14 protein-coding genes are annotated in these 17,321 nt (G+C 58.1%); 5 read left to right on the forward strand and 9 right to left on the reverse strand.

Features of this window, described 5'->3' with window-relative positions; all coding sequences use genetic code 11:
* Window positions 1-193: 193 nt before the first annotated feature.
* From DSM3645_RS20805 to DSM3645_RS20830, 6 genes are all read right to left on the reverse strand, one after another.
* Window positions 194-946, reverse strand: coding sequence for an RluA family pseudouridine synthase (locus DSM3645_RS20805; protein ID WP_002654537.1), 753 nt, complete (start codon window positions 944-946; stop codon window positions 194-196).
* 81 nt (window positions 947-1,027) lie between these two features.
* Window positions 1,028-1,294 carry a BON domain-containing protein gene (locus DSM3645_RS20810; protein ID WP_002654538.1) on the reverse strand — a complete coding sequence of 89 codons (267 nt, stop codon included), beginning with the start codon at window positions 1,292-1,294 and terminating at the stop codon, window positions 1,028-1,030.
* 191 nt (window positions 1,295-1,485) lie between these two features.
* On the reverse strand, window positions 1,486-2,973 hold the full coding sequence (locus DSM3645_RS20815) for a Gfo/Idh/MocA family protein (protein WP_002654540.1): 1,488 nt from the start codon (window positions 2,971-2,973) through the stop codon (window positions 1,486-1,488).
* A gap of 107 nt (window positions 2,974-3,080) precedes the next feature.
* Complete coding sequence (locus DSM3645_RS20820; RefSeq protein ID WP_002654541.1) at window positions 3,081-3,899, reverse strand: SDR family NAD(P)-dependent oxidoreductase; 819 nt, start codon at window positions 3,897-3,899, stop codon at window positions 3,081-3,083.
* Window positions 3,900-3,901: 2 nt separating this feature from the next.
* Window positions 3,902-5,230: a GTPase HflX gene (hflX, locus tag DSM3645_RS20825; protein ID WP_002654542.1), complete on the reverse strand. Its 1,329-nt coding sequence runs from the start codon at window positions 5,228-5,230 to the stop codon at window positions 3,902-3,904.
* Window positions 5,231-5,353: 123 nt separating this feature from the next.
* Window positions 5,354-6,241 (reverse strand): LysR family transcriptional regulator, encoded by an 888-nt coding sequence (locus DSM3645_RS20830; protein ID WP_002654543.1) that lies wholly within the window; start codon window positions 6,239-6,241, stop codon window positions 5,354-5,356.
* A 250-nt stretch (window positions 6,242-6,491) separates the two neighbouring features.
* On the opposite strand from DSM3645_RS20830, the gene DSM3645_RS20835 reads away from it, so the two are divergent.
* The 5 genes from DSM3645_RS20835 (at window position 6,492) to DSM3645_RS20855 (ending at window position 11,725) form a co-directional block, all read left to right on the forward strand.
* Complete coding sequence (locus DSM3645_RS20835; protein ID WP_040352898.1) at window positions 6,492-8,291, forward strand: catalase; 1,800 nt, start codon at window positions 6,492-6,494, stop codon at window positions 8,289-8,291.
* A gap of 95 nt (window positions 8,292-8,386) precedes the next feature.
* Window positions 8,387-9,052, forward strand: coding sequence for an ankyrin repeat domain-containing protein (locus DSM3645_RS20840; protein WP_002654545.1), 666 nt, complete (start codon window positions 8,387-8,389; stop codon window positions 9,050-9,052).
* Between the two features lie 114 nt (window positions 9,053-9,166).
* Entirely contained in the window at window positions 9,167-10,066 is a 900-nt protein-coding gene (locus DSM3645_RS20845; protein ID WP_002654546.1) for a sugar phosphate isomerase/epimerase family protein, read from the forward strand.
* 439 nt (window positions 10,067-10,505) lie between these two features.
* Entirely contained in the window at window positions 10,506-11,105 is a 600-nt protein-coding gene (locus DSM3645_RS20850) for a hypothetical protein (protein ID WP_002654547.1), read from the forward strand.
* A 263-nt stretch (window positions 11,106-11,368) separates the two neighbouring features.
* The gene (locus DSM3645_RS20855; RefSeq protein ID WP_116344543.1) at window positions 11,369-11,725 is read left to right on the forward strand and encodes an ATP-dependent Clp protease adaptor ClpS; all 357 of its coding nucleotides are present in this window, start codon (window positions 11,369-11,371) and stop codon (window positions 11,723-11,725) included.
* 327 nt (window positions 11,726-12,052) lie between these two features.
* On the opposite strand, the gene aroA is transcribed toward DSM3645_RS20855, so the two are convergent.
* The 3 genes from aroA to DSM3645_RS20870 form a co-directional block, all read right to left on the reverse strand.
* On the reverse strand, window positions 12,053-13,336 hold the full coding sequence (aroA, locus tag DSM3645_RS20860) for a 3-phosphoshikimate 1-carboxyvinyltransferase (RefSeq protein ID WP_002654549.1): 1,284 nt from the start codon (window positions 13,334-13,336) through the stop codon (window positions 12,053-12,055).
* Between the two features lie 222 nt (window positions 13,337-13,558).
* Window positions 13,559-15,283, reverse strand: a complete 1,725-nt coding sequence (locus DSM3645_RS20865) for a hypothetical protein (RefSeq protein ID WP_002654550.1) — start codon at window positions 15,281-15,283, stop codon at window positions 13,559-13,561.
* Entirely contained in the window at window positions 15,280-17,253 is a 1,974-nt protein-coding gene (locus DSM3645_RS20870) for a multiheme c-type cytochrome (RefSeq protein WP_161603393.1), read from the reverse strand. The genes DSM3645_RS20865 and DSM3645_RS20870 overlap by 4 nt, the downstream gene beginning before the upstream one ends.
* Between the last annotated feature and the right edge of the window lie 68 nt (window positions 17,254-17,321).

Here is a 17,321-nt window from a genome sequence, read left to right on the forward strand (position 1 = left end):
AGAATCAACCGTAAATCGTCACACTAGCCAGAGGCGCGAGCCGATGGGATACGGTCGGCGATCCCAATTCGGCTTGAAGTGGCCAACCGCATTCCATCGGCTTGCGCCTCTGGCTAGTATTCGCTTGGCGCGAAAAATCGCCAACTTCAAAAAACGCCAACGAGCGACGAAGATCGATGACGGCCCCGTTTTCCTAAGGTGCAACATCAACAATCACGCGCTGGTCTTCCCACTCGGGATTCCAACCGGCGATCGCATTCCAACTCTCTGGCAGCGGCGCCGTGACGGCGACGATCTCGTCGACCATGGGATGTTTTAAACGCAGATAACGCGCGTGCAGCGCGATATGCCGGGCCCGCTCGTCCTCACTTTGCGGTCCAAAAGGAATCTCGCCCCCGTACGAGACGTCGCCCAAGATCGGAAATCCGCGCGACGCGCACTGCACGCGGATCTGATGGTAGCGACCGGTGTCGAGTTCAATCTCAAGCCAGGCGCCCTGCTCGGTTCGCTGGAGCACTTCGTACTTCAGCTTGGCCCAGCGTGCGCCCGGATCCGATGGCGACACGATCTCGGCCATCGCGACGTCCGGGATTTTGCGAATCGGATCTTCCCAAACTCCCTGGTCATCCGGCGGCTGGCCGGCGACGAACGCCCAGTAAAGTTTGCGCACCAGACGCGTTTCAAACTGCTGCGAGATCCGGCGCGCCGCACGCACATTGCGAGCAAACGTCAGCACGCCGGAGACAGGTCGATCCAACCGATGGGGAACGCCGAGATAAACTTTGCCGGTCTTAAAATCGCGTTGGCGGATAAACGCTTTGAAGCGCGACTCCAGGCTATCAATATGCGGGGGGGCCTGGGTCAGTAGTCCAGCCGGTTTGGCGATACAAAAGCAGGGGCCCTGTTCGTAGAGGATATCCACGTTGGCCGGAGGGAATTCATTCATCCGGCCATTATAGCGAAGTGGACGGAGATCGCGGCAGGCGGCTAGTTTTGCGGCACCCGATAATTGAGCAGCGACTGACTACTAATGGGCGACTTCGATGAAGTCCGAGACGCGTCGGACTGAAGTGAGGCGTGACACCAAGCGAACCGCCGATAGTTTTAGCGTGTCGGTCGGAACGGTGCCGCAGAGGACGACTTCGCCGTCGCAAGCGGCGCAGTACAGGCGCGACAGTTCGGCGCGTCCGCTCGCGTCCAGCAACTGCCGAGCAGCGGTGGTCAAAATGGCGTCAGACGATGCGCGACGATCTTCGCCGGCCATGATTTCAAGTTCCGTCGAAATCGCGTTCATTGGAAGACTTCCTGATCCAATAGGCATGATAGGGTTTTCTCTTTTCTCTAAATTACGTCCTGAATTCGAATGCTGAGTGAATTGAGTGCGAACTTTTCGCGTATCTCACACCGAGGAACAGCCCACGAAAACGAAAAACGCCGGCAAGCCAGTGCCGGCGTTTTCGATTTTGTCGAATCGGTGGGGTGGTTTTAGACCTTGCCCGCAGCCGGAACTTCGTACGGTTTGCGATATTCGCGCGACAACTGGTTGTCGGCCGCTTCGTTCCCGATAAAGGTTTCGCTCTTCGGATCCATCTTCAGGTTCGGACCAAGTTTGACTTTGTCCTTCGCCAGATCGACCTTGTTGTCTTTCAGATGGTCGGTGAAACGGCCCAACGTCGCTTTGACGTTTTCGGTCGTATCAAACTCCTCCAAACGTTCCAGGCATTCGCCGGCCGAGACGCTTTCGCCCAACTGGTAAGAAATATTACCGGTATGGCAAAGGGCGCTGGAAAGGTGACCTTCCAGAATGTCGCCGTTCAAGCTCGAAACGTCGCGTGAACGAACGCCTTCGATAAAGTTGTCGTAGTGGTGCTGGTCGCCGCCGCCGCTAAACTCTTTGAACTTCTTGCCATCCTTGTCGAAGGCGACGCCGCCGTTGTACGAGGAAATAACGACATAGCCGTCGGTTCCTTCGAAGATCACGCCGACGCTCGAGCCCTTATACTTGCGGCTGCTCTCAGGCGTCGATTTGTCGTAGACCAATCCACGAACTTCAAACACCAGCGAACTGTCGCCGTAGTTGTGAATGATGACTTGCGTGTTGGGCGTCGTGCCTGCGTCTTCGTAGCCGTAACGACCGCCGTAGCTGATCACCTGCGAGCTTAGTTCGTCAACGCCCAAACCCCAGCGTGCGATATCCATTTGATGGATGCCTTGGTTGCCAAGGTCGCCGTTACCGTACGGCCATTGCCAGTGCCAATCGTAATGGAACTGCTTGCGCGTCACCGGACCCAATTGAGCCGGCCCCGACCACAAATCGTAGTCGACCGACGCCGGAACCTTGTAGTCGCCAACCGGTCCGATCGAGGCCCGCGGCTTGTAGCAAAGGCCGCGAGCAACTTTGACTTCGCCGATGCCGCCGTTTTGCACAAAATTGATCGTGTCGATCATGCCGGGGTTCGAACGGCTTTGCGTACCGGCCTGACAGATCTTGTTGTATTTACGGGCGGCTTCGACGATGCGGCGACCTTCGCTCACATTGTGGCTGACCGGTTTTTCGACATAGACGTCTTTGCCGGCTTGCAGCGCCCAGATCGCGGCCAATGCATGCCAGTGATTCGGCGTCGCGATGGTGATGATGTCGACGCTGTCGTCTTCCAACACCTTGCGCAGGTCGGTCGCGATTTGCGGTTTCTTCCCTTGCTTGTCAGCGACTTGCTGGGCGCGGCGAGCGGCCACGTCCGAGTCGGCGTCGCAGATGTAGACGTATTCCGTATCTTTGCGGTTGAGCATTCCGCCCACGTGCGACATGCCGCGACCATTCACGCCGATCGTTGCGACCCGCAGTTTTTCGTTCGGGCTGCTGCTTTGCTTCGGCTCATCGGCCATCAGCGGAGATGCAGCGCTGGCCGCAACTGCGGCGGCCGATGCGAACATCGATTGTTCCAAGAATTGACGACGAGACTTCAAAGTCATTGGGCGCTCCAATTAGGTGGGCAAAAAGAATGCGCGTAAGGTAGGGATAAGTGCAAAAGCACCTCCCCTATGATAAACGATCTCGGCTCAATTGGAAATCATTACGCTCATGATTTTTTGGATTGTCGGCCTGCTGAGCCGTCAAATCCAAACCGCGTGACCAGCCAATCGGCCCAGGTCGGCGCCAAGCGATCCAACCAGACGAGCCCCTTCCCGCCGAGGCTCAAGATCACTTCGTGCTTGCCGGATTGAACCGCCTTAATCGCCGACTTGGCGACGTCAGCAGAGGTCATCGCCCCCTTCCCCTTGGCTGGCTGACGACCCGACTTTTCGATCACCGCGCTCGAAAACTCACTCTCGGTCGTGCTGGGACTGACCAGAATGACATCAATCCCCTCGCTAGCAAGTTCAGAGCGGAGCGCATCACTGAAACCGTGGATCGCAAATTTGCTAGCACAATATTCGCTTTTCGCCGGCACGGCGCGGTGGGCCAAGATCGAAGAAATGTTGCAGATCGCCGGCGATCTGCCGCGGCGCAAAGCAGGGAGAGCCGCGCGGATTAACTCAACTGGCGCAAAGAAGTTGACCTCCATCACCTGTCGCAGCCGCTCGGGAGATCCGTCGGCAAAGGGACCGAGCGCCCCGATACCGGCGTTATTAATCAGCAGATCGAGTCCCCCAAAATGCTCATCGGCGGCGCTGACCAACGCGGTTCGCAGCGCCCCGTCGCAGATGTCGCCGGGGACAATCACCAATTGCTGCGGCGCCGCGACTTCGGCGGCCAACTCTTGCAGACGATCTTCGCGCCGCGCGGTGGCGACCACTTTGGCGCCGGCGGCGAGCAACTGCCGCGTCAGTTCTCGGCCAATTCCGCTGGAAGCGCCGGTGACGATCGCTCGTTGATCACGCAGTTGTCGACGCGCCATCGTTAGGCGACTTCTTCGATCGGATCTTGATCCTCGGCCGTCGTTTCGGTCGGCACATGATCACGAATCACCGTATCGGGATCATCGATACGGCCGAGAAAATGGGCCGGCAAGCGACAATGGATCCGCATCCGCGTCTCGCTATAGGTTTTCGAGACGACTTCTCCGTGCGACGCCAGGTAGGCCATCAAGCGGCCGTTGTCGATGCCGGTTTCGACATCCACATCGCGAAAACTGCGGCTCAACGCGTCGCTGACCGCCAGCGCGAATTTCTCGCGACCTTCGCCGGTCTTGGCGCTGACCAGCAGTGCGTCGGGATAGCGCTGCAGCAGCACTTCCAGCGTATGCTGATCGGTGACGGCGTCGATCTTGTTTAAGACCAACAGCGCATCCTTTTCTTCAATCCCAATTTCTTCCAGCACTTCGTAAACGGCGCTGATCTGATTGACGACGTCGGCATTGCTGGCGTCAGCGACATGCAACAGCAAGTCGGCCTGACGCGCTTCTTCGAGCGTCGCTTTAAAACTGGCGATCAAGCGGTGAGGCAAATTGCGAATGAATCCTACCGTATCGCTCAGTAACACTGGCCCCCAGTGAGGAAGTTGCCAGCGCCGCGTCCGCGTATCCAGCGTCGCGAACAACTTGTCCTCGGCCAGAACCTGCGCTTCGGTCAGATAGTTCATCAACGTGCTTTTGCCGGCGTTGGTGTAACCGACAATCGAGATGGTCATGACATTGCGCCGCGAAGCGACTTCCCGTTCGCGCCGACCTTGGACTTTCGCCAGGTCGTCTTTGAGATCGCGAATTCGCTTTTCGACCAACCGGCGATCGACTTCCAATTGCTTTTCACCCGGCCCACGCATGCCGACGCCCATCTTGATGCGGTCCAAGTGGCTCCACATCCGTTTGAGCCGGGGAAGCGCGTATTGCAACTGGGCGAGTTCAACCGCGAGACGCGACTCATAGGTTTGCGCATGCGTCGCGAAGATGTCGAGAATCAGCTCGGTCCGATCGATCACCTTCAGCCCGGTCCCCTGCTCCAGGTTACGAGTCTGGGCCGGCGAAAGCTCGTTATCAAAGATGATGACGTTGGCTTCCGACGCTTCGGCGCACAGCTTTAACTCTTCGACTTTGCCGGAGCCTAGATAAGTCGCCGTCTCGGGCTTATCGCGCCGCTGCGTCATTTTTCCGACGACATCGGTGCCGGCGGTTGTCGCCAGCCCCGCGAGCTCATCAAAGGGATCGTCGCCGACGATCGTCTCGGGGAGGATGACTTTGACCAATACCGATTTTTCTTCGGCGACGCTTTGTTTCCGTTCTCGTTGAGTCACGCGGCCTCGGGATACCGTTGGAAGGAATTGAAAAGTAGTTCTGTCATTATCTTATCCCACCACGAGAAACCTCCAAGAGTCTCTTGCGGCGGAAGTGGAGGGACGCCGCCCCCCGAATTAGGTTCACGCGGCGTTCGTCAAGCGATATTTTCGCGTGACTTCCTTAAACCGTTCTACCAAACGACTTTGAAACCGGTAAGGATTCCAGGCCATTGCGATGGTTCGCTGCGGTTTTGGGGCGCTAAGCGAACTATAAATCCTTCGCTCGTCATGATCCAGACGGCGAGCCATCTCCGGCACCATCGAAACGCCGTGCCCTAACGCGACCAGCTCTTGCACCGTGGCCAATTGACTCGTTTTCTCGACCGAAACCGGGTGAAACGACTTCTGCCGGCAGAACGAGACGATGTTATCCGACAAACAATGCGCCTCATCCAGCAAGATAAAGGGATAAGGTCGCACATCGGCGATCGTAATCCGCTTTTTGGTCGCCAGCGGGTGCCCAGCTGGCATCGCCAACAGCAATTCTTCGTCAAACAGCGTTTCGACCTCAATATGCTGCATCGAAATCGGCAGCGCCAACAGCGCCACATCAATTTCTCCCTGCGCGACCCGCTGCAACAATTTTTCGGTCACTTCTTCCTGGACGGTTAGGGTCGAATCGGGCGAAGTCGCCGCGAACGCTTGTAACAGCCCCGGCAGAAAATAAGGGGCGATCGTCGGGATGGCGCCGATCCGAATGCGGCCGGTTCGCCCGTCGTCGGTAATCTCGGACTTCGTATCTTCGATCAGCGACAAGATCTGCTCGGCCCGCGACTGCAACAGCCGGCCCGCTTCGGTCAATACGACCGATCGGGTTTGCCGCTCAAAGACCGGTTGCCCCAACTCTTCTTCCAATTTGCCAATCGAGCGACTCAGCGCCGGCTGCGAGACCAGCAGATCTTCAGCGGCCCGAGTGAAGTTCTTCCACTCGGCCACTTTCAAAAAATAGCGTAACTGACTGATTTCCATCGTTTCTCTCGCCCGTTTCCACCAATAACCAATACGCATTGTAAGCATCCCAGTAATGCATTGGAAGCATAACGAGAGTCGAGCGACAATCTAGCAAAGCAAGCCAGACGACGAGCCAGCTGCTCTTCGCAGCTCGCAGCGCGAGTTTGGAGGCTGCGTCTTTCCCCGGCTTAGTGAAATAACGCAACTTCAAAACTCCCGCGGCGGACTACGAAGAAAAAAATCACCCTACATCCTTTGGAGACAAAAAATGCATCTTCGATCTTTCGCAACAGCCGCGCTCTTGGCGGCGCTCACCATCACCTCTGGTTATGCGGCGGCGCCCACACTGACCGAAGATGGGGGCCAACCGGTTGGCGACAATCAAAATTCGCGCACCGCCGGGCCGCGCGGCGGGATCCTGCTCGACAATTTTCACCTGATCCAAAAGCTGGGCCGATTTGATCGCGAGCGGATTCCAGAGCGCGTCGTCCATGCTCGCGGCGTTGGGGCGCATGGTCAATTTGTCAGCTACGACGATTGGTCGAAGTTCACCAAGGCCGATCTCTTCTCGAGTCAAGGAAAGACGACGCCGGTCTTTTTGCGCATCTCGACCGTGATTCATCCGAAAGGCTCGCCCGAGCAACTGCGCGACCCGCGCGGGTTCGCCGTGAAGTTTTATACCGAGCAAGGAAACTGGGACCTGGTCGGCAACAACCTGCCGATTTTTTTCATCCGCGACGCGATGAAGTTCCCGGACATGGTCCATTCGCTGAAACCATCGCCGATCACCAACCAACAAGATCCGAATCGCTTCTTCGACTTCTTCAGTCATGTGCCGGAGAGCACGCACATGCTGACGATCTTATATAGCGACCAAGGGACGCCGACCAACTTGCGACAGATGGACGGGTTTGGCGTCCACGCTTTTAAATGGGTCAACGCCGCCGGCGACGTGACCTACGTGAAGTTCAACTGGCGCAGCATGCAAGGCTTGAATCCGGCTACGGCCGAAGAAGCGGCCGCCGCTTCGGCGAAGAACCATAGCGGCATGACCGCCGATCTGTACGACTCGATCAACCGCGGCCAATATCCGGAGTGGGAACTGGGCGTGCAGATGCTGAAGCCGGATCAATTGGATGACTTCGATTTCGATCCGCTCGACGCGACCAAGATTTGGACCGGCGTGCCGGAGATCAAAGTGGGCAAGATGACGATCAATCGCGTGCCGAGCAACTTTTTTCAATCGACCGAGCAAGTCGCATTCTCGCCGGGCATGGTCGTGCCGGGAATTGAGCCGTCGGAAGATCGTTTGCTGCAAGGTCGTCTCTTCTCGTACGCCGACACGCAGCGCCATCGCATCGGCGCTAATTACTTGACGCTGCCGATCAATCGCCCGCAGGTCGAGACGGTCAACATCAACCAAGACGGCGACATGAACATGGGCGCAACGACCTCGGACGTCAATTTCCAGCCGAGCGCCATGCCCGACACGCCGCGTGAAGAAGAGTCGTACGAATACAGCCAGGCGCCGTTGTCGTCGCAAGTCGTGCAGCAGCGGATTGCGAAGACCCTCAACTTTCAGCAAGCAGGCGAACTTTATCGCAGCTTTGACAAAGACGCTCAGGCCAACCTGGTGAAAAACTTCGCCGGAGACTTGTCGCAGGTGAAAAATCGCCAAATCAAGTTGCGGATCCTGAGCTTCCTGACGCAGTCCGATCCTGAATATGGAGAACGCGTGACGGCAGCGGTGGGCGAGTCCGCCGACGACGTGCAGCGGATGATCACAGCGAACGAAAACGTCGAACCGACTCGTTGGACCAAGATCGAATTGCCGGACGCAGCGCAAGCCGACAAGGCGACGATTCACAACAGTTCGGTTGCGCCGATCCGCTATCAAACCCGCGCCGGAGGATCGGCCTGGAGTAAGACCTTCACGCTGATGCCGCGTCAGTCGCATCGCTATGACGCGGCGCTCGACGTGCGGGTGGTCGACAAGCAAGTTGGCGCCGCGCAAAGCGTGACGCTCGGCAAGCTGGTCGATCTGTCCGAAGCGGACGGCGACAAGTAGTCGATCCGCCGTTCCCAGTTCCAGGCGTTCTGGCGCCTATAGCGCCGAACGCCGTTTTCTTCGTTGGCAAGTTCTATCTACGGAGTCACCACGCCATGTTCACCCTCCTGCGCTTCGCGGCCAAGTTTTCCCTGGCTTCCGCCATGCTGGCGGTTGTCGGCATGATCGCGCTGCTGTCGCTGACTCCTGCAGAACCATCACCACCGCTGGTCAGCGCTGCCGGCATTACGCTGGATGACGAAACGGCGGCGCTGCTGGTTGACCTTGTGTTTCAAGCGGCGCGCGATGATGACGCGGTGACGATCCATGAGTATCTGGGCGCAGGGTTCTCGCCCAATGTGCGCAGCTCGCGCGGCGATACGCTGTTGATTGTCGCCAGCTATCACGACAGTCGCGACGTGGTGGATCAATTGTTGCTGGCGAAGGAGTTGGATCTGGAGGCCCGCAACCGGATGGGCCTGACCGCAGTTTCGGCGGCGGCGTTCAAAGGCTTTGACGAAACGCTGACGCGGCTAATTCGCGCCGGCGCCAATGTGAACTCGGCCAACGGCATGCAACAAACGGCGATCATGTTCGCTGCGCTGGCCGGCAAGAGCAGTACGGTCGAGATCCTGAAACAAGCCGGCGCCAACGCAGCCGCATCCGATGCGTTGGGCAATACGCCAGCGTCGCTGGCAGCCAATCAGGGGGCGTATGCGGCCTTAGCCGCCCTTCGCAGCCGATCCGAGTCGGATCATGCCGATATTGCGGCGGAGAAATAAGGTCAACACGCGGTGGTTCGTTGTGTGACGAATTTCTGCGGGATATATTTGAGTTACGACTCGTTCTTCTTGAAAACCCCGTAGTAACGCACTCCATCAGAGGACTTCTCACGCATGACTCGCATTGATCGCCGCTCCTTTCTGCAGTTCTCGGCCGCCGCCGCCGGCGCCTTCGTGTTGCCGACCTCGTCGCTCTTGGCCGCTGACGCCAAAGCCCCGTTCAAGATTTCGCTCGCCCAATGGTCGCTGCACAAAGCGTTGAAGGGCGGCAAACTCGACAATCTCGACTTCGCCAAAGTCGCCAAAGAAGAATGCGGCATCGAAGCGATTGAATACGTCAATCAGTTCTTCGCCGGCAAAGCCAAAGACGAAAAATACCTGGGCGAAATGATCTCGCGCAGCGACGACTTGGGCGTCAAACGCCTGCTGATCATGATCGACGGCGAAGGGGATCTCGGCGCCAGCGACGACGCCAAACGAACCGCAGCGATCGAAAAGCATTACAAATGGGTCGAAGCGGCCAAATTCATGGGCTGCCATTCGATTCGCGTGAATGCTCGCACCGACAAGAAGTACGAAGAAGGGATGAAGCTCGCGGCCGATGGACTTCGCCGCTTAAGCGAATTCGCCCAGCCGCATGGGATCAACGTCATCGTCGAAAACCATGGCGGCTTGTCGTCGAACGGCGAGTGGCTGGCCGGCGTGATGAAGACGGTCGATCTGCCGAACTGCGGCACGCTGCCTGACTTCGGCAACTTCCACGAATACGACCGCTACAAAGGGGTCGAAGAAACGATGCCGTTCGCCAAAGCGGTCAGCGCCAAGAGCCACGACTTCGATGCGGAAGGGAACGAAACCCGTACCGACTACTTCAAGATGATGGATATCGTCGTCAAGAAGTTCAACTATCACGGCTACGTCGGCGTCGAATACGAAGGGAACAAGCTGCCGGAAGTCGAAGGGATCATCGCGACCCGCAAACTTCTGGAACGTTGCGCCGAGAAACTTGGCTAACCCAACTTTGCTAGCACCTTAAGTGCCATGCTCTTTCGAAGAAGACGCCGTAAGAGCATCGCGCCAAAAATCTAGCGACAGACGTCCGAAACATCTCAGCCCGCCCAAGCCGCCACTTGGCCGGGCTTTTTCATGCGCGAAGCCGGCAACCGGGAAACTTTTTGAACTATTTTGGACAAAATTGGCGTTCGAAACGGGGACAGTACCCTCGATCAGAAAATGAGGGTTGCTTAAAAGTTGTGCAACTCGACCCCTGCCCAAAAAAGAGGCGCGACTGCCACCAAAACATGCAAGCAATGCTGTCAGCTGTAAGTGCTTGCACTGCAATCACTTCGATGCTGGTCTTGACTCGATGGCAAGGATTCTGGGATACCCTTTACCGTTGCGTTCACGGCGAAGGACTGAACGCCAATTTCCAATCGAAAGGAAGGAGCCCGATATGCCCGATTTCCACCAACACGGCGGAGCTTACGCCAACCCGAGCCAGCCGCAGACCGGCTATCCCCAAAACAACCCGTACGCCGCCGCGGCCCCGCAGCGACTAACGTCGCAGCCGAGCCCGCTGTCGTCGTCACCGCTCGCGTCGACCCCGACCAACCCGCCGATGCCGACCAATCCCGGCCCAGTCGCTACGACAGCGACGATGGCGCCGCAAGCTTCGGTCGCTGAGAAGAAGCAGGAAGCGCTGCGAGTCGCTCGCGATCTGTTTCGCCAGTCGCCGGACTGGGTCACCTTCTTCCGTGAGATCCTCGGAGTCGAAGGGGTCGTTCGCCGCCTGTTCAACGTGCCGGAACAACTGAACGACTTCGAGCATTGCGAAGAGTACGGCGAAATCCAGCTGATGATCGCCAAGCTGCGCGAACGAACCAGCGTCCAGGCCGAATCGAAAGAGCCGACCCGCGTGATCACGGTTCGTCTGCCGAAAAGCTTGCACGAGTCGCTGCGGGTCGAAGCCCACACGCGTCGCACCAGCATGAACAAGCTTTGCATTTCCAAGCTGCTTCAGGTCGTCGATGACTCGATGATTCCGAACGACTAACGCCGCCAGGTCTTCCGAAAGTCACTCGATTACGCCACGGGCGGCGAATTTTGGCACGGACGCCAACTCGAGGTTGATCTACGGAAGCCCTGACAGACTCGCTCCTTTCGGGAAATACTCGCGCCCGCGGCTGACACGTCGGTCCGCCGCGGCGCGATTTCCTGAGGCGAAGATCGATCGTCCCCAAAAAACGATTGACTTTCGCCCTGCTCCGCGATAACCAAAAGGGATAGTTCCTTGTCCCCATCGTGGGAGAAATTCAGATGGCGAAACAAGATGCGGCGGTGGCTGACGCCCCCGCGACTCAATCCGACACCAAGACCGACGCACGCAACCAGACGAAGCGACAGCCGCCGTACGTCGTGATCTTGCACAACGACGACATCAATACCTTTGACTTTGTCATCGAGACGCTGCGCAAAGTGTTTGGCTACGAGCTGGAGAAATGTCTCCAGCTGACGATCAACGTCCACAAACAAGGCCGCAGCGCAATCTGGAGCGGCGCCCTGGAAGTCGCCGAGCTCAAGGTCGACCAAATTCGCTCACGCGGCGCTGACCCACAGATGAAGAGCAAAGGCGCGCTGCCGCTGAGAGTCACCCTCGAACCGCTGCCGCAATAGGTCCGACCGCGGCAAGTCGCCGGCGCCCCCATTTCTCTTCGCAGACTGCTGCGCCCGCTTTGAAGTTGCGATTATTGCATGGCTGGAAGCGATAGCCCTGCTATCGGAGCGGCGCAACCGTACACTAGCCAGAGGCGCGAGCCGATGGAATGGGGCCAGCCACTTCAATCCGCGCCAGGATCGCCGACTCTATCCCATCCGCTCGCGCCTCTGGCTTAGTGTTTTAGTGGTTCGAAAAGGCGAAATTTCAAAGCGGGCGCTGCGGGCTACGAAGTGAAATGCTCGCCCAGTCTTGCCAACGGCACTGCTTCGAAACGGACTCTAGAACTACTGAAACTCAACGCCGGCCAGTCGCGACAGGTCTTCAAAGTAATTTGGGTACGTCTTGCCGGTGCAGGCCGGGTTCAAAATCACGACTCCCGGCTGCCGCAGTCCGACCAAGGCCAAGCTCATCGCCATCCGATGGTCGTTGTAGGTCTCAATTTCGGCGGGCTGCAGCCGGGAAGGAACGATCGTTAGCCCGTCCTCTAACTCTTCGACAACGGCCCCCAGCTTGCGCAGTTCGCACGCTAGATCCCCGATTCGATCGGTCTCTTTGTGGCGATTATGAGCGACGCCGGTCACCGTGGTCGGACCATCCGCAAACAACGCGACTGCAGCCAGCGTTTGCACCGTATCGCTGATCGCATTCATGTCGACGCAGATGCCGCGCATCCGACTGCCGACCACTTTGATCGAGTTGGGCCCGTATTCGACCTGACAGCCCATCTGCTCTAGGCATTCGCAAAAAGCGACGTCTCCTTGCAGCGCGTCGCGCGATAACCCTTCGACGGTAACACTGCCGCCGGTGATCGCCGCCGCCGCCCAAAAGTAACTCGCGGCCGACGCATCCGGCTCAATCGCGTACTGGCGGCCCACATATTTGCCGTGCGGAATCACCAATTTGGTCAAATCACCAGCGTCGACGTTGACGCCAAAATCGCGCATGACGGCGGTCGTCATATGCACATACGGCTTCGAGACCAACTCGCCGACCACTTCCAGCGATACTCCCTGGGCGGCGTAGGGCGCCGCCATCAGCAGCCCGCTGAGATATTGGCTGCTGATGTCACCGGCGATCTGGGCGACTCCACCGACCAATCCGGACGTTTCCACGACGACCGGCGGACAGCCGTTCTCCGCTTCGCTGCGGCAAGTGACGCCGAGCGCCGAAAGGGTTTCGAGCAAGTCGCGAATCGGGCGTTCTCGCATCCGCTGGACGCCGTCCAGTCGATAGCGCCCCTTTCCGGCGGCGACCATCGCCGTGAGAAAACGAATCGTCGTGCCGCTGTTGGCGACAAATAGATCCGCGTCGGACGACGGAATCACCCCGTCGCAACCGGTGACATCGATCACCTTAGCGCGGCGATCATGCTGCACGTCGATCCCCAGTCGCCGGAGACTGTCGATCATGACATGCGTATCCTCGCTCTCCAAAGCGCCGGTCAGCGACGATTTTCCCTGGGCCAGCGCGGCGATCACCAAGGCGCGATTCGTCAAACTTTTCGACCCCGGCGGAAGGATCGAACCGAGAATCGGCGGCGAAGGGGCAATCTCAATACGACTAGTCACAGGCTCGTCTCAAAGGGTATGCAGGAAAGTCCGCCGCTATTTTAGCGAAAATCAGCCGCGACAGCAGCGTGGGAATCAGCCCCATAGCGGTTTTCAGCGAGCCGCCGAAGTCACAGAAAATGGGGGTTAGGCCCCAATTTCGCGGCGAAATTGGGACCTCACCCCCCATATTTCGCACTCCCCACTTTCTCTCTCCGTTTTCTCGGTTCGCGACTCTCTTTTCTAAAAGAGGATCGTCTGCGAGACCGAAATGCCGTCGCGACGATAAATCTGCGTGTCGGAGAAGTTCACGACGCCGAGCACTTCAAAAAACGACCGCTGGCTCGTCTTTCGAAGGTAACGCAGTCCCAATCCCCAGACCGGATCGCCGGTCGGCGCCTCGTAGGCGATTTCCGGAATGATCGACTCATCTTCGTGGTGGCGAAAGTACTGCACGCCCAACGCGACGCCGCTATTGGGACCGACGGTATTTCCGGATGCGATTTGCACCAACGGATCGACTTCAAACGCCGTGCGCAGGCGGTTGTAGTTACCGCTTCCCGCCGGGTTCCAGCCGTCGCGAGCATAAAAGGCGTTGCAGTAATAAACGCAATGATCAATGCCGAGAAATTCGTGATCAAAATAGCGAGTCAGGTTACTCTCGAACACGAACAACTGCCCTGAGCCGATGCCGGCTTCATCGCCAAACTTGAACATCGCGCGGCCGGCGATCGTCACGGGGCCGTAGAATTTGGTTCGGCTGTAGGCCAAAAACTGCTGGTCGCGTCCCGGCGCATCCGGCGTGTTGACGGCCAAAGCGCTGAAGACGTGAAATTCCCGATCATAGTCGGCTTGAATGTTAACGCCATACAAACCTGAATCGGGATCGGCCGTATTTCGCACGTCGGTCGCCGCGTAAATCCCCTGGACGTTGATATTGCTGACGTTGCCCAGATAGATCGTATTTTTATTGACGACGACGCCTAACATTTCGTCGTTCATCAACAGACCATTGTGCAGCGCAAAGGGAAATCGCCCGGCGGTGACGACGACGTCGCGGACAGCGAACGGACTGAAAAATCCGCCGAAGATGCTATCCAACTCTCCTTCAAACCAATAGCGGGTCGGTTCGCCGGTCGAGTTGTCGACGTATCCTTCCGGATCGTTGAAGCGGTAATACGATCCGCCGGTGTTCCCCTTGCCTATCGGTCGAAACTGGAGATGAAACCGCTCGGTCCCGGTCAGCTGTAAATCGAAATCCGCAATCAACTGATGCGCCAGCGCGTCTTGCCGCGTCGTCCCTTGCTTGAACGCCAGCGCGGCGAACTCGTAGCTTCCATAGCCGACAAAGCGCGGCTCCCAATTGTTGTATCCGCGCAACCAGGTCAGATCCCAAACGCGAATCGGATCGTTCCCCAAAAACTCGGCGAACCAGGTGACCGGCATCGGAGCAACTTCATCTTCCGGCAAGCGAAGCAGTTGATAATGCTCCCCTTCCCCTTTGCACGGCCATCCCAATCGATCCCCTTCAGGCGAATAGAGATACGATCCGCCGTGATTCCACAGCTCTTCTTCCAACGGAGGCAAATATTCGTCCGCAGGATCAGGCGTCTCAATCGATTCCGGCAGCGGAATCGATGTGTCGAAGTAGTCTTCGGTGGGCGCCAGCAGTCGTTCGGGCGATCTCAACGGAGTGGGCGACACCGAAGCGATTCGCACCGGCTGGGTTTCCGCCGAACCGTTCGAGGTAAACCTGGGGGCGGCTTCTTCTTCCACATGTTGCGTTTGTTGCGACGACGTGGTCAAGCGATCTTCGCGACCACGGACCGGATTGATCGGAACCGCCGTCGTCACCGCCCAGACGGGAAGCCGATCGGGAATCTGAGCGACGACGATAGACGGGAACGGCGTCAACCCAACTGCGGTCAACGCAGCGGCGACAAATTTGCGGATCGTGGTAATTCTCACGGCGCCACCTCAATCACGCCGGTCCACGAATCGATCACGACGATCTCCAGCAAGTGCTTCAAGTGCGGAGTGCCGATATGATCCAACAGCGTCGGCGGCAGGTGACGGAAGTTCAAGCGAACGTCGACTTGGTAGGTTCCCGGACAGTCGGGCGAAAACTTGTACGTTTGTCCGCGCGTCGCCAACGGCGGCAAGCTCCCTTTGGCGATCCGAAACGTGCCGGGACGACCAAACGACGCGGACAACCCGTTGTTGGGTCTCAGCACATTGACCGGCAAAATGTTTCGATTGACCGACAACACGACCGTGCGATCGGTCCCCTTGTTCGACAACGCGACAAATTTGTTCTGGAAGTTCAAGAGATCGTGATCGTACGGAATTTCGCCGGTGAGAACCTGATGACTGTGATCGTCGCGCAGATCCGCGTTGTTGTCTAAGTCGCCCGACGCGAAGACGACGCGACCTTGCGGATCGCGGATGGTGATCGCCACCCAAACCTGGCGTTCGGCCGTAAAGCCGGTCGGCAAGCTATGTCCGGCCATGATGCTTTCGACATCGACGCGGACGTCGGTCTTACGGCCCACTTTGGCGGTCGCCGGCGAATTGACATGGATCACCGCGGCGTTGCGGAGCACTTCGTAGCGCTTTGCATCGGCGATACGCAGCGAGCGTCGATTCTTTTTCCGCAGCGCCACCAAGGTTTCCTTTTGGTACGGCGTCAGATTGTCCCAGTCGCGATAGTCGGTTTCGTACATCCAATCCAGTTTCTCGGGAAACTCGGTATCCGGCAGCAGCGAGTAGTCAGGGCCGGCGAACGTGTGATCCGTCAAATTGCGCAGCGGCAATGTGTTTTGCGACACGCCTGGCAAAACGGCCGCATAGCCGAGCGGACGATTGCAATCGGCGACGGAGACGCCTTGCACGGGGCCCATGTGACACGACTGGCAAGTCTGCCCTTGCTTGGCGGCGGGACTGTTTTGCCATTCGCTGAACGCTTCTTCCAAGCGAACGCCGTCAGGGCTGGTCACGTCATGACACTCGCCGCAGAACTGCGACGATTTCATATAGGGAAATCCGCTCGCCGGATGCGTACCGGTGTCAGGTCCACTGACCGAATCGTCAAACGGCCCGAACATGCACGCGTCCAACACCGCGCCAGGCGTCACCGGAACGCGTCCCGACGCTTTTAAGTGAGTCGTATTGCGGCGATGGCACGTGACGCAGGTGACCCCTTCGAGCGAAATCCGCGAACGATGCACGTTACGCGTGCTGCCGGTCTCGCCCATCGCGATGCCGATCGGCGTGTGACAACGCGTGCAAAAGGTGCCGATCGTTCCGCCTGTCCGCTCGATCAACGTCAGCGTGAACGCTTCGAAAATCGGGCTCTGCTGAGCGTAGGCGTGCATCGAGCGCGACCACTCGTCATATTGCTTGGGATGACACGTTGCGCACTGCTGGGCGCTCGGGAAATCCATTTCGGTGACCGGCGGCTTGCAATGGATCGGCAGCGTAAACTCCAGGGCGCCGTTGGTGATCCAGCGTTGGATCGTTTCCAACTGTCCGGCGCTCAACCAGGCCGATTTTTCCGGCGGCATTTCTGGACTGCGGGGCGCCGTCGAAACGGCCGTTTGATGGACGTTCCAGTTGACGTATTCCCACAACATTGAATCTTGGGGACTGCCGGGAACGATCAACTTGTGCCCAAATTTCTCGGCGTCGATCATCGCTGCGTAGCTGGAGAGATCGATTCGATCCGATTCGGGGCGATGGCAAGCCGCGCATTTGTTCTGCAGAATCAGATAGACGTCGGGCCAGTCGCAATCATAGGGATAATTGCCCGGCGTAATGGTATGCGGGACCGCAACGGCTTGCTGCTGGGCCGGCACGATCAATGACCCGATGGCCAGCGCGGCTACCAAGAACGCAATCAAGCCAAATACGCGGCGACTCCGCACAATACGTTGCAACATCTTGAGAATCCATCCCTTGAAGTTCCATCCATGAACGGCGCACCGGGGCTTGGCGCACGCATTCAGTA

The organism is Blastopirellula marina DSM 3645 (assembly GCF_000153105.1).
Lineage (GTDB): Bacteria > Planctomycetota > Planctomycetia > Pirellulales > Pirellulaceae > Blastopirellula > Blastopirellula marina.

What these genes read in the sequence shown, in the direction of transcription:
- DSM3645_RS20805 (WP_002654537.1), bottom strand. Translation starts at nt 946, where the DNA reads ATGAATGAATTCCCTCCGGCCAACGTGGATATCCTCTACGAACAGGGC.
- DSM3645_RS20810 (WP_002654538.1), bottom strand. Translation starts at nt 1,294, where the DNA reads ATGAACGCGATTTCGACGGAACTTGAAATCATGGCCGGCGAAGATCGT.
- DSM3645_RS20815 (WP_002654540.1), bottom strand. Translation starts at nt 2,973, where the DNA reads ATGACTTTGAAGTCTCGTCGTCAATTCTTGGAACAATCGATGTTCGCA.
- DSM3645_RS20820 (WP_002654541.1), bottom strand. Translation starts at nt 3,899, where the DNA reads ATGGCGCGTCGACAACTGCGTGATCAACGAGCGATCGTCACCGGCGCT.
- DSM3645_RS20830 (WP_002654543.1), bottom strand. Translation starts at nt 6,241, where the DNA reads ATGGAAATCAGTCAGTTACGCTATTTTTTGAAAGTGGCCGAGTGGAAG.
- DSM3645_RS20835 (WP_040352898.1), top strand. Translation starts at nt 6,492, where the DNA reads ATGCATCTTCGATCTTTCGCAACAGCCGCGCTCTTGGCGGCGCTCACC.
- DSM3645_RS20840 (WP_002654545.1), top strand. Translation starts at nt 8,387, where the DNA reads ATGTTCACCCTCCTGCGCTTCGCGGCCAAGTTTTCCCTGGCTTCCGCC.
- DSM3645_RS20845 (WP_002654546.1), top strand. Translation starts at nt 9,167, where the DNA reads ATGACTCGCATTGATCGCCGCTCCTTTCTGCAGTTCTCGGCCGCCGCC.
- DSM3645_RS20850 (WP_002654547.1), top strand. Translation starts at nt 10,506, where the DNA reads ATGCCCGATTTCCACCAACACGGCGGAGCTTACGCCAACCCGAGCCAG.
- DSM3645_RS20855 (WP_116344543.1), top strand. Translation starts at nt 11,369, where the DNA reads ATGGCGAAACAAGATGCGGCGGTGGCTGACGCCCCCGCGACTCAATCC.
- DSM3645_RS20870 (WP_161603393.1), bottom strand. Translation starts at nt 17,253, where the DNA reads ATGTTGCAACGTATTGTGCGGAGTCGCCGCGTATTTGGCTTGATTGCG.